Source organism: Roseovarius salincola (assembly GCF_026891095.1).
Taxonomy (GTDB): Bacteria; Pseudomonadota; Alphaproteobacteria; order Rhodobacterales; family Rhodobacteraceae; genus Roseovarius; species Roseovarius salincola.
This window is the reverse complement of sequence record NZ_JAPTNL010000034.1, coordinates 1-14,893: the sequence shown is the minus strand read 5'-3', so window position 1 is coordinate 14,893 and position 14,893 is coordinate 1. Positions and strand designations below refer to the sequence as shown.

The 14,893-nt window shown below is 61.8% G+C and carries 12 protein-coding genes; 3 read left to right on the top strand and 9 right to left on the bottom strand.

The features are described from left to right. Positions 1 to 102 precede the first annotated feature (102 nt). The 3 genes from N5A93_RS19025 to drmB are packed head-to-tail and all read left to right on the top strand — an operon-like array spanning position 103 to position 6,644. On the top strand, positions 103 to 1,323 hold the full coding sequence (locus N5A93_RS19025; RefSeq protein ID WP_268956674.1) for a type IIL restriction-modification enzyme MmeI: 1,221 nt from the start codon (positions 103 to 105) through the stop codon (positions 1,321 to 1,323). Continuing rightward, positions 1,320 to 4,769 (top strand): DISARM system helicase DrmA, encoded by a 3,450-nt coding sequence (drmA, locus tag N5A93_RS19020; protein ID WP_268956673.1) that lies wholly within the window; start codon positions 1,320 to 1,322, stop codon positions 4,767 to 4,769. Before N5A93_RS19025 ends, drmA begins: the two co-directional genes overlap by 4 nt. 9 nt (positions 4,770 to 4,778) lie before the next feature. Beyond that, positions 4,779 to 6,644: a DUF1998 domain-containing protein gene (gene drmB / locus N5A93_RS19015; protein ID WP_268956672.1), complete on the top strand. Its 1,866-nt coding sequence runs from the start codon at positions 4,779 to 4,781 to the stop codon at positions 6,642 to 6,644. A 135-nt stretch (positions 6,645 to 6,779) separates the two neighbouring features. On the opposite strand, the gene N5A93_RS19010 is transcribed toward drmB, so the two are convergent. From N5A93_RS19010 to N5A93_RS18970, 9 genes are all read right to left on the bottom strand, one after another. Further along, positions 6,780 to 7,199 carry a ribbon-helix-helix domain-containing protein gene (locus tag N5A93_RS19010; protein WP_268956671.1) on the bottom strand — a complete coding sequence of 140 codons (420 nt, stop codon included), beginning with the start codon at positions 7,197 to 7,199 and terminating at the stop codon, positions 6,780 to 6,782. A 10-nt stretch (positions 7,200 to 7,209) separates the two neighbouring features. Beyond that, positions 7,210 to 9,198 carry a conjugal transfer protein TraG gene (locus N5A93_RS19005; protein WP_268956675.1) on the bottom strand — a complete coding sequence of 663 codons (1,989 nt, stop codon included), beginning with the start codon at positions 9,196 to 9,198 and terminating at the stop codon, positions 7,210 to 7,212. A 16-nt stretch (positions 9,199 to 9,214) separates the two neighbouring features. After that, the gene (locus tag N5A93_RS19000; RefSeq protein WP_268956670.1) at positions 9,215 to 10,981 is read right to left on the bottom strand and encodes a relaxase/mobilization nuclease domain-containing protein; all 1,767 of its coding nucleotides are present in this window, start codon (positions 10,979 to 10,981) and stop codon (positions 9,215 to 9,217) included. A gap of 247 nt (positions 10,982 to 11,228) precedes the next feature. Next, positions 11,229 to 11,816, bottom strand: a complete 588-nt coding sequence (locus tag N5A93_RS18995; protein WP_440590582.1) for a lytic transglycosylase domain-containing protein — start codon at positions 11,814 to 11,816, stop codon at positions 11,229 to 11,231. A gap of 159 nt (positions 11,817 to 11,975) precedes the next feature. Continuing rightward, a complete protein-coding gene (locus N5A93_RS18990) occupies positions 11,976 to 12,311 on the bottom strand; it encodes a DUF736 domain-containing protein (RefSeq protein ID WP_268956668.1) in 336 nt (111 codons plus the stop codon). Further along, positions 12,295 to 12,885, bottom strand: a complete 591-nt coding sequence (locus N5A93_RS18985; protein ID WP_268956667.1) for a S26 family signal peptidase — start codon at positions 12,883 to 12,885, stop codon at positions 12,295 to 12,297. The genes N5A93_RS18990 and N5A93_RS18985 overlap by 17 nt, the downstream gene beginning before the upstream one ends. Beyond that, the gene (locus tag N5A93_RS18980) at positions 12,882 to 13,400 is read right to left on the bottom strand and encodes a DUF2840 domain-containing protein (RefSeq protein WP_268956666.1); all 519 of its coding nucleotides are present in this window, start codon (positions 13,398 to 13,400) and stop codon (positions 12,882 to 12,884) included. The genes N5A93_RS18985 and N5A93_RS18980 overlap by 4 nt, the downstream gene beginning before the upstream one ends. Next, the gene (locus tag N5A93_RS18975; RefSeq protein ID WP_268956665.1) at positions 13,397 to 14,485 is read right to left on the bottom strand and encodes a replication initiator protein A; all 1,089 of its coding nucleotides are present in this window, start codon (positions 14,483 to 14,485) and stop codon (positions 13,397 to 13,399) included. The genes N5A93_RS18980 and N5A93_RS18975 overlap by 4 nt, the downstream gene beginning before the upstream one ends. A gap of 19 nt (positions 14,486 to 14,504) precedes the next feature. Then, positions 14,505 to 14,789, bottom strand: coding sequence for a helix-turn-helix transcriptional regulator (locus N5A93_RS18970; protein WP_038076323.1), 285 nt, complete (start codon positions 14,787 to 14,789; stop codon positions 14,505 to 14,507). Positions 14,790 to 14,893: the final 104 nt, after the last annotated feature.

The following is a 14,893-nucleotide window of genomic DNA, read 5'->3' as shown; positions in this document are numbered from 1 at the left end:
CCCGCAACCAGTTTGCCATAATGTTCGGCGAGCGCTTCGACGCTTGAGTATCTGAAACCGCATGGACCGGGACAGATACACAGAGTTCAGGACACTCCCCCGATGCCACTTGCGGAGAATGAGGGAAAGGCGTTCCAAGGGGTTATCCTTTTGGGAATGGGTTTCACCTTTGACGACTCAGCTGCGGCCAAAGGAACGGCCTACTCTATCGCTGACATGGAGCGGTTGATCTCCATAAACCCGCGCAACGCAGAACGGATCAAACCCTACCTTGGAGGCGACGAAGCAGCCAATGACCCACGCCATCAGCACCATCGCTACGTTATTGATTTCGAAGACTTCCCGCTGAAAAAGGATCCAAGTCTCAAGTCATGGTTCTTCAACCAAGGAACTGAGGCTTGCGATAAACGCAGACAAGACTGGCTGAGGAACGGCATCGTTCCCTCTGACTATCCAGGCCCCGTTGCTGCGGATTGGCCAGACCTGTTAGCCATCGTCGAGCGGCTGGTTAGGCCTGAACGGAACAAGCAAAACGACCAGGTTGGGAAGGATATCTGGTGGCGTTACCTTCGCTCGCGACCGGAGCTTGCTACTGCCACACTTGGGCATTCACGAGTCCTGGCGTCGAATTGCGGAGCGTCACCGCATCTTGCAATCGCGGACCTTGAAAACGGTTCAGTGTTCGCAAACACATTGGCAGTGATTGCACTGTCTTCCAGAGCAGCATTCGGAACAATCCAATCTCGGCCTCATGAAATCTGGGCACGATTCTTCTCCTCGTCGCTTGAAGACCGCCTTCGTTACGCCCCGTCCGACTGTTTCGTTACCTTCCCATTCCCTCGAGGCTACGACACGAACCCTGACCTCGAAGCTGCGGGCGAAGCCTATCACGACTACCGTGCGCAACTGATGATCGACACCAACAAGGGTCTGACCCCCAGCTACAACCGCTTCCACGACTCCTACGATGATGACCCCGCCATCCAGCGCCTGCGTGATCTACATGCCGAAATGGACCGCGCCGTTCTGCGCGCCTATGGCTGGGACGATCTGGCCGATGCCGCCAACCCGGTCTTCCTGACCGAGGAAACCGAGACGGAATTCACCTATCAGGGCCGCCTGTTCTGGCGCAGTGAGTTCCGGGACGAGGTACTGGCCCGCCTGCTCGACCTCAACCGGGAACGCTTCGCCGCAGAGGCGAATGAAGGCGTCGCCATTGCCACCGCCCCCGATGCCCCGCACTCTGGCCAATCCGGCAAACGACCCAGGCAGAGCACGCTCGATATTGGTGACGGCCCCCTATTTGACAGGACAAGTGAATGACGACGAGTTTGGAAGTCCGCGAAACCATCCTGACCAAGCTGCGCCGCGACCTGATCGGCCCCAACCCAGGGCCTGAGGATGCTGATCTGGAGGAGGAAATCCTGCCCGAGGAGCCTTCGAAATGGTATCTGACAGGCTGGATCGCCCCCACGCAGGACGGCACCGCGCCTCTGGATGAAGAGGACGTTGACGCCCCGGCCGAGGAAACGCTTGCCGGACTGGAGGCACCCAGCACCGCCCCCGATGACGAAGGCACCGCGCAGGACCATAGCGCGCGCAAACGCTTCCTGCCCACCTCCCTCGGCCTGTCGATGGCCCTGCCCATCAATGCGACCGAAGTGACCGTGCATCTTGATTGGGGCGACTACATCGCCGAGCCGATGCCGCCCGAAAGCATCCTCGAGGCCGAGGGCCGTACCGCGATGCCCGACGTGCGCTGGTGCCGCAAGCCCCGGCATGTGGAGCACAAGCTGGTCCTCAAGGAAGGGAAGTGGGACGAGGTCCTTTCGGCGAGCCGGACCCTGATCAACCGGCCCGGTGCGATGGTCCTGTCGATGATCTGCCGCAAGACAAAGATGCGCCAGGCCGAGGGGCCAGACATCGACATCTGGTCGCTGTCGGTCTTTGTGGTGAACCGCCGTGCCGTGGTCCGCAATCGCCGCTTTGCCGAGATGTCCTATGCCTTCCAGGTGCGGATGACGGTGGAGTGCGGCTTGGGCATCGTCGCGGGCCACGACCTGACCGGCTATCGGTCGGACGATCCCGACCTGCGGATGCACGATCTGCACTATCACGACGTCACGCAATACGCGGCCGGACGGAACACCTCCTGCGCACACGACGTGGATGAGGATGGCGTGGTCCGCCGCGCCCGCACAGAGCCGATGCCGGTGGCTGAGGTGGAGCGTGTGGCACCGAACGAGGGGATCACCGGCGTGACCTTCGACATGGTCGCCTTGCGCGATGCCGCCCGCGCCGGGGCGGATGAATTGCGCGCCGCCCTGTCCGACCTGCCGCGTCAGTATGGCGAATGGATCGCCGCGCAGGGCCCCCTTGCCGATGAGTTCGCGCACGAGCCCCGCCGTCATCAGATGGCGAAGGAGTTGATCAACGCACAAACCGACACCAAGCGCCGAATGGAAGCTGGGATCGACTTGCTGCTGACCAACGATATGGCCCGCCTGGCCTTTGTCGCCATGAACGAGGCGGTCGAAGCCGCAGGTCGCCGCAGGTTCGCCGCTGAACGGGGCGTGCCACTGGACGAGATCGGTCCCTTGAAATGGCGACCCTTCCAGTTGGCGTTCATCTTGGTGAACTTGTCTGGTTTGACCGACAAGACGCATCCCGACCGCGAGATTGTCGATCTGCTGTTCTTTCCCACAGGCGGCGGCAAGACCGAAGCCTATCTTGGCCTCGCCGCCTATACCATCGCGCTGCGGCGGCTCGGTGCCTCGGGCCTTCTGGGCGCCGGTGTTACCGTGATCATGCGCTATACCCTGCGTCTGCTGACGCTTGACCAGCTCGGCCGGGCTGCGGGTGTGATCTGCGCCCTCGAATTGATGCGCTGTTCGGACGCCTGGAAAGACGACCAAGGGCGTAGAATGCTTGGCGACTGGGACATCGAAATCGGCCTCTGGATCGGTTCGGCCGCATCGCCAAACCGGCTGGGCGGTAAGGGTGACACGGGCCCGGACCGGGCCGTCACTCGGGTCGAGGCGTATCTAAAGCGAAGAGGTCCTGCGCCTGCACCCATCCGGAACTGCCCGTGGTGCGGTTCCAACTTGGGCCACAACAGCTTCAAATGTCACCCAAACCGAAGCGCACCTTCGCGCATGTTGATAGTTTGCACGAATGTCGACTGTGACTTCACCGGTGATCGCGCCCTTCCGATCCTGGCCACCGACGACGAAATCTACCGGCGCCTGCCAGCATTCATCGTGGCCACCATCGACAAGTTTGCGGCATTACCGTGGGTTGGGCAAACGGGCGCCTTCTTTGGTCATGTAAATCGCGCTGACAACCAAGGCTTTTACGGAGCCTCCGAACCTCGCAGTGGCGCGCGCTTGAGCAACGGTTGGCAATTAGACCCGCCGGACCTCATCGTGCAGGACGAACTTCACCTGATTTCAGGGCCACTCGGTACGGTTGCTGGTCTCTATGAAACCGCAATTGACTATCTGGCGACACGGACGAAAGGGGATGTCCGGATCCGTCCAAAGATCGTTGCATCGACAGCCACCGTTCGAAGGGCCCAGTCCCAAATCAGCGCCCTCTTTGATCGGAACGAAACTGCCATTTTTCCCCCGCCTGGTGTCAGCCGACGCAACAGCTTTTTCGCTGAAACGCTGCGTGCCAGTGAAGAAAACCCAGCCAGAAAGTACGTCGGTCTAGCGGCGCTTGGCCGTGGGCCGAAGCTGGTTTTCCTCCGTGCGCTCGTTTCGCTAGAGGCTGCCGCGCAGTCGGAGTATGAAGCGCAAGGGGCCGCCGAAAGTAATTCAGCGGATCCTTACATGACGGCAATGTGCTATTTCAATGCGTTAAGAGAACTCGGCGGTGCACGGAGGATCGTGGAAGACGAAGTTCGCGACCGGGCCCAACGCTACGGAACCGAAAGACGCAGGATTCATCCTGTCGAAACACCGTTCTCCAACCGCAAGATCGCTGCTCCGGTTGAGTTAACTTCGCGCGAAAGCACTGATCAGGTTGCGCAATCGAAGCGGCGGCTCGACTCCAAAGCTGCGTCGAAGGAAGCTGTCGATGTGGCGCTAGCCACGAATATGATCTCTGTCGGTCTAGATATTACTAGACTTGGTCTGATGGTCGTCATGGGCCAGCCAAAAGCAACGGCTGAATATATACAGGCAACCAGTCGTGTAGGACGGGACCACCATAGACCAGGCCTAGTACTTTCCTTGTTGAACGTTCACAAGCCACGCGACCGCGCACACTATGAACGATTTGGGTACTTTCACGAGAGTTTTTACCGCGGCGTTGAGGCAACAAGCGTCACGCCTTGGGCTGACAGAGCGCTCGATCGCGCTCTCGCCGCCGTTATCGTTGCCATCATTCGACATGCCGATCAACAATTTGGTAGCGATGAGGCGGCAGGGACCTTCTCGTTGCCTCAGGTGGTTTTTGATCGCGCTCTGAGGTACGTCGTCGAACGCGCGGCTCCATTCACGGATACACGTGCTGATCTCGAAGCTCACATTAACTCGCTTGCAGATATTTGGGCGAGGACGGCTGCTTCACAAACCGAAAATGGGGGAAGTTTGAGTTACAATCGGCGCGGACAAAACAGCTTGCTGCAAGATGTTCTGGACCCTCAGACCAAGACACTCGAAACCGAACGGCAGCTCTTCACTGCGGGGCGCTCTATGCGCGATGTCGAACCCGTAGTCCGGCTGGAAATTTGCGGCCCAAATGCCCGCCCACTTCAGAGCTAAGGGATACTCATGAGCGACAACGAAATCCGCCTTAGCCAAATGATTATGGGGTTCGGTCCAGGAGCTATGATTGATCTGCCTTCTCGGTCGATTATCGTCGGCGGACTTCCTCTATGGCGACAGCAAATCGAGCCACGGATCATCATAGAGCCCCGCCTTCAGGATATGCTTGAACGCAACTTGACCCAGAGTGGTCGGCTCGCTGAGGGTGTCCGGCTAACGCTACGCCAACCGCCCTATGCTACCAACGAAGGTGACCGGCTAAAGAGAGATGTCCCCGCACTCATCTTTCCCCTTTGGTTTGTCTGCGACCCAGAGTCTGGAACGTCGCCATCGGTCGGCGGATCACGGCGCCGGATGGTGCAGTGGAAGGAGCTTGAATGGTCTACGGGCAAATTCAAGGACGGCAGCAAGACCATTAGCGTCACGCCGATGCGTTTTGTTGCGGCATGTAAAAAGGGGCACATGCAGGACATCAACTGGCGAGGGCTTGTTCATCGCGGGCAGGGGCAGACCGGTTGCAGATCGGCAATGTGGTTTCTGGATCGAGGAACCAGCGCTGATCCGAAGGACCTATCAATTGAGTGCGATTGCGGCGCACGCGTTGAATTCGAGTTTCTATTTGCCGAAGGTATTCTTGGTGGTTGCAATGGGCATCAACCTTGGCTCGGCGACCAATCCATAGATGCCAATGGTTGCAGCGAAAATTTGAAGCTTCTGGTTCGTGGTGCAAGCAATGCATATTTCCCTCAGGTTGCAAATGTTATCGCCCTTCCCATCGATTCCGACCTAGTGAGCGATGCTATCAAGGCCAACATGGGTAGGCTTGAGGGAATTGAGAGTATCGAAGGGTTGAAAGGGGCCCTGGCGTTCAGCAACGAGTTGGCTCGCCTGTTTGCAGGGACCTCACCGGACAAGCTGTTTTCACAAATCCAAGAGATCAAGACTGCGGCGACAAGCCCATCTGAAAGCACGAGTGTTTCGCCAAAAGTTGCTGAGTTTGACATCTTGGCATCAGGAAAAAAATTGATCGGCGCTAACGCCATCGACTCCCGGCTGCACGCAAAGACACTTCTAGACCATGAATGGAAAACCGGCGAATACTCCGAGGCTTTACTATCTCGCGTGGTGGCGGTTAAGCGACTGACAGAAGTCACTTGTTTGTACGGATTTACCCGTCTCGAACCCGCGCCAGTTGCATCCGACGGCAGTTTGGAAGAGGTCCTACTTGCGGTTGAGGGTGCGAGCCTTGGAGAGGCGGACTGGCTTCCGGCAATCGAACAGAATGGTGAGGGTATTTTCCTACAGTTCGATCCGCACGCCATATCGACGATTGTGCAGTCGCAGTTCAACATCGCTCGAGTGAACGAGCTTCGCATAGCTTACCAAGACTGGGCTGGAAAGTTCAAGAATTCGCCAACATTCCCTGGCGCCGCCTACACATTTTTGCATTCGCTCTCACACGCCTTGATGTCAGAGATCGCCCTGCAATGTGGTTACCCTGCCACTTCGATTAAGGAACGCGTTTACGCGCTTCCTATTGATGGACAGCAAACCGCAATTGGTCGGCTTGGAATCTTGATCTACACGTCTGCATCAGGCGCACAGGGCTCGTTGGGTGGCTTGGTCGCAATGGCGCCTAAGATCGTCTCTCTTTTGTCTGCTGCCGTTGAAAAGATGCAAGTATGTTCGAATGATCCAATTTGCTCCGAAAGCACGCCTCAGGCGCATTTTGATGGGTCATTGGTAAATGGAGCTGCATGCAATGCGTGCCTTCTTGCGCCAGAAACAAGCTGCGAAATACGTAACATGCTGCTTGATAGACTTATGCTGTCGGATTTGGCTTCAATAGTGTATGCGCATGGAAGTACGTAGCTATTTTCGGTTTTATTGTGTTTCGGACTGTTTCGGCGCCCTGAGACGCGAATTAGTTGAATGCTTCAAACCCAATTATTGAAGCCGCATGGTATCTGAGTATCTAAAGGCTGTGCGCGAAAATCGTTAGTGAATCTATTCTCCCTCACCCGATTGCGATGTGTCTCCGACCACCTCATCCGCAAACCACCTTCCCTTCTGCACCCGTTTGCCCAGCGTCTCGACGAAGCCATCAAACCGCTCACGCCCCTTGGCCTGCGCTGCGGCCTGCGCCTCTGGCCCAATCGGCGGGGTGATGGTGAGCCAGAAGCGCACGAAGAGCGCGAGGGTCTCCGTCGTGATCCGCTGGTCGCGCTCAAGCCGTGCGACCTGGCGCGAGAGGCGGTCGAGGCGGCGCGTCAGGGCGGCTTCCTGCATGTCGGCATGATCAGGCGAGAGGAAGGACTCGACGGCCGCCTCGACGATGGCGGAGCGGGTCACCCGTTTCCGGTCGGCGATGTCGTTGATCCGCCCGATGAGTTCGGCTGGCAAGGACAGGTTGAGACGGTCGCGCATGGGTCAGTCCTCAAAGATCAATGCCATCATTTCGGTCCATCGAGGCTTGGCGGGCCACCTGCCCCATCTGCTTCTGCAGGGCCTGCCGTTGCCGTGCAGCATCTTCCGGTTCATCATCGAGCATCATCTCGAATTCCCGCGCCGGTTCTTTCGGCGTTTCCCGGGCAGCAGCCACATGCTCGGGCAATTCTGGCTCCCGGCGAAGACCGGCGTTCGCGTCATAGGCGTTGGTCGACGGCGTTGAAGCCGCCGTTCGCGTGTCGGCTTCGATGGTCGGCAGCGATGACCATGGATCATGCTGCCGGACCGGATCGCATTGCTCCGGTTCTGGCGGCGCCACCACGCGGTCCACGAACCGCCTGTCCTCGAAGTACCGCGCCTTTTTCGCGCGTATCGGCGGGGAGCCTGCGACCATGACGATTTCGTCGTCGGGCGGCAGCTGCATGATCTCGCCCGGCGTCAGGAGCTGGCGCGCAGTCTCGGATCGCGAGACCATGAGGTGACCCAGCCAGGGTGCCAGCCGGTGTCCGGCGTAATTCCGCATCGCCTTCATCTCAGTCGCCGTGCCGAGAGCATCGGACACACGCTTGGCCGTGCGTTCGTCATTGGTGGCAAAGCTCACGCGGACGTGGCAATTGTCGAGAATGGCGTTGTTCTGGCCATAGGCCTTCTCGATCTGGTTGAGCGACTGCGCGATCAGAAAGCTCTTGATCCCGTAGCCCGCCATGAAGGCCAGTGCGCTTTCGAAAAAGTCGAGCCGCCCGAGCGCCGGGAATTCATCCAGCATCATCAGCACGCGATGGCGGCGACGCGTGTCCTTCAGGTCCTCGGTCAGGCGGCGACCGATCTGGTTCAGGACCAATCGGATCAGCGGCTTGGTACGGGATATGTCCGATGGCGGCACGACGAGGTAGAGGGTCGTCGGTTGGTCCGCGCCGATGAGATCGTCAATCCGCCAGTCGCAGCGCCGTGTCACATGGGCGACGACGGGGTCGCGGTAGAGGCCGAGGAAGGACATGGCCGTCGACAGAACGCCCGAGCGTTCATTGTCGGACTTGTTCAGGAGTTCCCGCGCGGTCGAGGCTATGACCGGATGCGATCCGGCATCGCCCAGGTGCCGCGCTTCCATCATGGCCTCGAGGGTTTGCTCGATCGGGCGACGCGGGTCGGACAGTAAGGCCGCGACGCCGGCCAGGGTCTTGTCGCGTTCGGCATAGAGCACATGCAGGATCGCGCCGACCAGCAGCGAGTGCGAGGTCTTCTCCCAATGGTTTCGCTTCTCCAGCGAGCCTTCTGGGTCGACCAGCACATCGGCCACGTTCTGGACGTCACGCACCTCCCACTCGCCCCGGCGGACTTCGAGCAACGGGTTGTAGGCGGCAGAAGTCATACTGGTCGGATCGAAGCGCAGCACCCGTCCATGGCGCGCGCGGAAACCGGCGGTCAGATCCCAGTTCTCACCCTTGATGTCATGCACAATGGCGGAGCCCGGCCAGGTCAGGAGCGACGGAACAACGAGTCCCACGCCCTTGCCCGACCGGGTCGGCGCAAAGCAGAGCACATGCTCCGGACCGTCATGACGCAGGTAGTCCTGATCCAGCTTGCCCAGAAAAACGCCGTCGGAGCCAAGAAGCCCGGCGGCCTCAACCTCGGACCTGTTCGCCCAACGGGCCGAACCATAGGTGTCGACGTCGGCAGCCTCACGGGCGCGGATGACGGACATGGTGATGGCAACAGCGATGGAGATGACCCCGCCCGAGGCCGCGATCGCCCCGCCCTCCCAGAAGACCGTGCGCGCATAGGCGTCGTAGAAATACCACCACCAGAAGAAGGCGGGCGGCGGGTAGATCGGCGTGCCGAAGGCCTCGAACCACGGGCTTCCCAGCTGCGCTTGAAACCCCAGCCGCCAGGCGACCCATTGCGTCGCGCCCCAGGTCGTCGTGAGCACGATCAGGAAGACGGCGAGGATCTGTCCCCAGAGGATTTTCGTGGCAGTCATGATCGGGGTCCTTTCGTCAGATGCCGAGCCCGCGCTTGCGCACGAGGCTCCAGTCGATCCCGCCCCCGCCGCGCGCGATGCCGGTGATGTGCTGGCCAAGGCGGGGCTCGATCTCGCGGGACCAGGGGACGAGTTGGAAACTGCGCCCGCCGTCCGGGCCGATGCCTTCGATTGTCGCGTACCGGCCGGAGGACAGGCGCAACTGGCGGGTGTAGGTGCCGGTCACATGCTCGCCGGACTTGGCCGGGCGATGCTGGAGGCCAGTCTCGGCCTCGAGCGTCTGGCCTACGGCATCGAGTTCGCGCCGCCGCAGGGTGGCGAGGAGATTGCGCTGCAGGATGATCCGTTGTCCCTGCCTTTGGGCCAGCCCCGCGTCCGCCAGATGCTCGGCGCGGGCGTCGAGCGCCTCCCGGACCTCTGCTCCGAAGCCACCCATCGCGAGCGGCATCCGGGATCGTTCGACGAGCCGGTGATCGAGCCAGGTCGCGCCGGGCGCGGTGACCTGGCCTTGCAGGTCGAGATCGGAGCGGTTGGCCAGGACAAGCGTCGGGCGCGGATCGTCGGGACCGCCGAAGCGGCGTACCTCGACGATGCCGCCCGGCGCAGGCGCGTGATCGAAGGCGTCGAGACCGCGAAAGCGGACATGATGCGCGCGTCCGTCCGTGCCGTCGATCACGGCATAGGCGGTGCCGGACTGCTCGTCATGCAATCCGGTTGTGACCAGCCGCCCGATAATCGGGTCCCTTGCCCCGCCCCCGTCGATGGCGAAGTCCGAGAAGCCGCGGTCCTGTCCTCGCTCGGCGAAGGCGCGGTGCATCGTCTTGATGATGTCGCCGCGCTTGCCCAGATCGCGGAGCGTGCGTTCGGCCTCAAGCCCCAGCATCCATTCGCCGGGGCGTCCCTCCGAGGCGAGACCGAGCTTTCGAAGATGTTGCAGACGACCGACCATCAATCGCCGGATTTGCGGGTCTTTGGGACCGGTCGCGGAGGGGCGCAGATCCAGCAATCCGAGATCATCGGCATGATAGCGCAGCTCCCGGTCCAGGCGCGTCCAGCGTTCCGCCGTCACCTCGCGTTCCAGTGCATGCTGGATTTCGTGCTCCGGCTTCGGGCCGAGTTCGAGGGCAACCAGATCCTCGGCACGGGACCGAAACCCGCGGCTGATGTAGTCGCGCGCGATGACGAGATCGCCGCCACGATCATCCACGCCTCGGACGATCAGATGCACATGCGGATTGTCGGTGTTCCAGTGGTCGACAGCGACCCAGTCGAGCCGCGTTCCGAGATCGGCCTCCATCCGGCGCGCAAGGTCGCGGGTGAAGCCGCGCAGGTCCTCCATCTCTGCCGCATCCTCGGGCGAGATGATAAAACGGAAATGGTGACGGTCGTCTTCGCAGCGCGTTGCGAAGTCGGATCCGTCAAGGCCGTCGGTTTCGGCATCGAAGAGCAGGCCCTTCTCCCTGTCCCGGCTGACCCCTTCGCGACGCAGATAGGCAAGATGGGTCGAGAGCGGGGCCGCGCGATAGGCCCGGCCCTTGTGGCGCGCAATGCGCGCAGCCACCATGACCCGGCGCGATGACGAAAAAAGCCGCGATCTGCCAAATCGGCTTTGCCCGCGCCCGAAGTGGGAATGGCTTCGCTGTTTGCCGCCTGGCCGCGTCGAAACGTGACCTGCCTTGTGGGCAGCCCGCAGCACCTGGTCGACGAAAGCTTTCGGACGCGGGGCGCGCGTGCTGCGGGGCTTTCCGGGCCTGATGCGGAAGTCGTGCTCGGGTTCGGTCATGCGAAAACACTCCCGTTTCGCGGAACGCCTCTGTGCATGCCGGAGCATTGAAATCGCAGGGAAAATCCCGGAAACCTGCACACGACCGGCCGCCATGCACGCGAAAACGCCAGCCCTGTCAGGGACTTGCGGCATTCGTGGCATGCCCTTTTATCTTGCCCATCTCCCTTCCCGCCCGTTATCAGAGCACGCCCTTCCGCCGCCTCTACGCCACGGCCCGCCAGAGCTCGAAAAACCGCGATCACGCTCATGGCCGTGTCTCCACGCCGGGCCGGACAACGAAAATGCCAGAATTGGGGCCGACCGGACCCGTTTCGCGGGGCGGTCGATCTGCATCCGGGCTGCCGCCATTTTGTTGTGGATGCTCCGCCGATCTGTCGGTGAACAGCGCCGCCTCGCGCCAATCGGCGACGGTTGCGCGGTTCGGCAGCGGCGCCGTTCCGTCCATGCGCGGGGCCAGCATCGCGACATAGGCGCGGGTTTCGGCGGGCAGCGGACGGCCCTCCGAGAGGTATGCATCGTACCGCCCCGGCCCGGCATTGTAGGCCGCGAGCATGCCGCCGACGGAGCCATAGCGATCGAGCATGGCGCGCAGATAGGCTGTGCCCGCGAGTATGTTGTCGCGGGGCTCGAAGGGATCAGCGCCGAGACCGTGGTCCTGCCGCAGGATGGCCCATGTTCCGGGCATGACCTGCATCAACCCCATAGCCCCGGCATGGCTGATCGCGCGCGGATCACCCGCGCTTTCGACCTGCATCACGGAACGGATCCAGTGCTCCGGGATCGCGAAGCGCGCAGAGGCTTCGGCAATGGCGGCCGTATAGGGATCGCGCATCGGATCGCGTAGAACGGTCGGTGCTTCGGCGAGTGCCGGACCGCTGACTGGTCCCGCCGCGACAAGGCCGGAAAGGAGGCAGGCAGCGCAGAGTCGGGCGATGCGGGGTCGATCAACCGTGATCCGGCTGCTGCATTTCGGTCTGATCAGCGCCATCGCTCACGCCGCCCCGTTGCGCTTCGGCGGACGGGTCCATTGCAGCGACCAGACCGAGCTTTCGCCATTGCGGAAGAGGTTGGCGCGGATCGGTTGCGCCAGCATTGGGTCATCGATGAGCACTGAGAAGTATTCGCCGGCCTTCTCCCCGGTCCGCGCCCAGGCGGCCCCGATTTCGCGGCCGAGGTCGCCATCGCCATGGAAGAGGCGGTAGTCCGGGCCGTTCTCGGCCTCGGTCGCCTCGGCCTTGGTCAGCGACACCTCGAGGTCGAGCGTCAACGTTCGGACGTAGCCGGCAAAGCCGGATTTCGTGCGGGTGAATTCACCGATCTGGGGCATGGCGTGCCTCCTTTCTGTTGTTGTGCGGTGTGGGATCCGGATGCGTTGACCCTGCGATGGCACGGTCGGAAACGATCCAAAGCGGCGTCAGCCGGGCGGTGATCGCGGTTCGCGGCAGAGGCCCGAAATACCGCCCGTCGAGGCTGTCGGGCGCATCCGGGTTCATGAGAAAGACTTCCCCGGCGGCGAGCCGGTGGCAGCCCTGCCAGATGGGCAAATCGCGGCCGTTGCGGTCCTGCGCATGGGCACGGCCAAGATGGCGATGGTCAACAGTGACGCGATCGCCCAAGCGGCAGACCAACGCGCCCTCAAGCGCCATGACATGCTTGAGCAACGGGACGCCACGCGGCAGGTAGGCCCGCGTTTCAAGGAAATCCGCTAGCGCCAGTGGCGGCTGAACGGCCACCAGATCACCGATGGCAACGTGATCGGCGGGATGCAGGCGGTAGAGCCCGATCGGGACACTTGCGCTGGCATTCCACAGCAGTCGGGGCGACCACGCAGCGACGCGGGGAAAGACGATCAGGGAGACCGACAGAGCTGTCGCCCAGACGAGGATGCGCCGCGCGGTCATAGCCCGAGGCTCCGGCGCTTGAGCCAAGCCCGGTGCTGCAAGGGCGTATAAAGATGGGCCGGTTGCGCGGTGGCCAGGCGATTGTGCAGGTGCCGCCAATAGTCCGGTGACGCATCCGCCGGATCGATGCCGAGCGCCTCGATGGCGTCAACGGCCTGCAACACACGTTCGACCTTGGGCCAGCTGTGGGTGAAGAGCAGCAAGGTCCCTCCGGGCCGTAGGTAAGGCAGCGTTTGCATGGGAGTTCCGGGCCTCGCAGCCCGCAGGATGTCGAAGCGCGAGAGGACCGTGCCATAGGCGTTAGCCGCCCAACGATTGACCCCGAAGATCGCGCCCGGCGAGAAGCCAAAGCGGCGGCGGTGAGGACCAAGGCGTTCTTCGCAGACCGGATCACCAAACCGGATCCACTGCTCGACCCGGCCTTCCTTCCACGTCAGTTCGACAAAGGTTAGGTCAGGATCGCGTGCATCTGTCTGCGCATCCAACTGGCGCGGTTCGAAGCGGATTGGGCTCATGTCTTCGCCCCCCTCGGCACGCCGAGAGGCAGCTCAGGCACGTCCTCGCATGGGCCGGTTTTGAGGGGCTGAAAGCGTGCGCCCGCGGATTTGTCCCCAGCGAGCCGCGCGCAACAAGAGTTAGATTCTGTGTTAGACTCAAAGTTACGGGCACGAATTCTGCCGGTATTTGAAGAGGGTGCGCCCGGTTCGGGTTCCCGATAGCACGAGGGTCCAGTTCCCGATGGCACGATACCGGGGGTTCCCGATAGCACGAGCCCATCCACAGCTTGTCCACAGGGCTCGAATGCGAGCAGACGCCGCCCCCGCGCCTCCATCTCGAGCGCCAAGCGATAACCCGGCAGGGGCTGGCGGAGGATGATCTGCCGCAGTTCGAACGCGAACCGTTTGAAGGGTGAGAGGCTGCCGGATTTGACGTGCAGGTGCCGGAATTCGAACCGCCACCCTGCCCTTTGGCGGCCTCCATGCTTACGCACGAGGCGATAGAGCCAACGATCCAGGCCACCCGTAAGGTCGAAATAGGCCCGGTCGATGGTGAGGATCAGCGCATCATCGAGGACCGCCCGGTAGAACCAGTCCGGCACGATCAACTCGATCCCGTCGGGGCGACCGGTGGCATCGGTCCGCTCCGTCCACTCGTTGATCCAGGAGAACCGGTGGCGACGTCCTTCGGCGGGCTGGCGGATCGAGGTACAGACCGTCGTCGATTGCAACCGGTCCAGCGCGGCCTTCAACCTGTGATAATCGCGCGCCGAGGTCCCACGCCCGATGAAGGCGAGGATCTGGTACGGCGTCGCCGCCATAAGCCGCGACGTGCACAGGCCGGAATCCCGCGCCTCGACGATCTGGCTTGCCGCCCAGATCAGGATATCGGCATCCCAGATCGTGGCCATGCCATGGTCGGCCACGGCTTCGACGCGGATTTCGACACCGCCCACTGCGAACTCGATGGGCCGGGTGCGATGGCTCTTGGACAGGGAAAAAAACGGATAAGACATGAGGTCTTGCGCGTCCCGCACCGCGAACTCGCCCGGGAGGGCGTGAAACAGATCGAGCTGGCCGCGTTCTGACGCATTGCGGGACATCTTGGACGCCTCGACCGGATCAGCGGAAGGCCCGGCCCGCGGGCGGGGTCGCGGTCAGGACATGGCGCTTCGCGGGTAGTACCCGGCCACCGCGCGGATCGGACGTCGAGGTCACGGCACCGCGCTGGACCCAGGCTTCGAGATCCTCGATCGAATAGACGACCCGCCCACCCAGCTTGTGATAGGCTGGGCCGGTGCCATAGGTGCGGTGCTTCTCGAGGGTGCGCGCGGATAGGCTGAGGAACTGCGCTGCCTCCTTGGTGCGCAAATAGCGCGGCGGCAGGGGAGCGTGATCGGGTCGCATGGAAAGGTAATCCCCCCGAAAATCAGTGGTGTTCAAAAGTAGAATTTTCTCGGCAAGATATCTGAGGAGATTTACGATGAAGAACGGACGATACAGCGATGCAC